General features: G+C 46.1%; 1 protein-coding gene. It reads right to left on the bottom strand.

All coding sequences use genetic code 11. The annotated features are described in order from the left end of the window. Positions 1-230 (bottom strand): oleate hydratase (locus KZZ06_RS24200; RefSeq protein WP_219582082.1); only part of this gene is annotated, 230 nt, incomplete at both ends.

The raw sequence follows: 230 nt of genomic DNA, 5'->3' as shown, positions 1-230 counted from the left end.
CACGGAATAAGGCTTGGGAAGTTCCAAAGCGGGAATGTCCTGAAACATATCCCAGAAATTTTCGTAGGTAAAATCCATTTCACGGCCGCCGCGAATGATGTATCCGGTTTCCGCATTTCCCGAGCCGTCCAAAGAACCTCCTTCAATGTTCAACTGCTCTAAAAAAGTAATATTTCCGGCAGGAATTTGGCCATCCCGAATGAAATAATAGGCAGAAGAAAGTCCGGCGA

Origin of the sequence: Sulfitobacter sp. CW3 (assembly GCF_019392245.1) — a bacterium.
Classification (GTDB): domain Bacteria; phylum Pseudomonadota; class Alphaproteobacteria; order Rhodobacterales; family Rhodobacteraceae; genus Sulfitobacter.
This window is presented reverse-complemented; position numbering and strand designations above follow the sequence as displayed.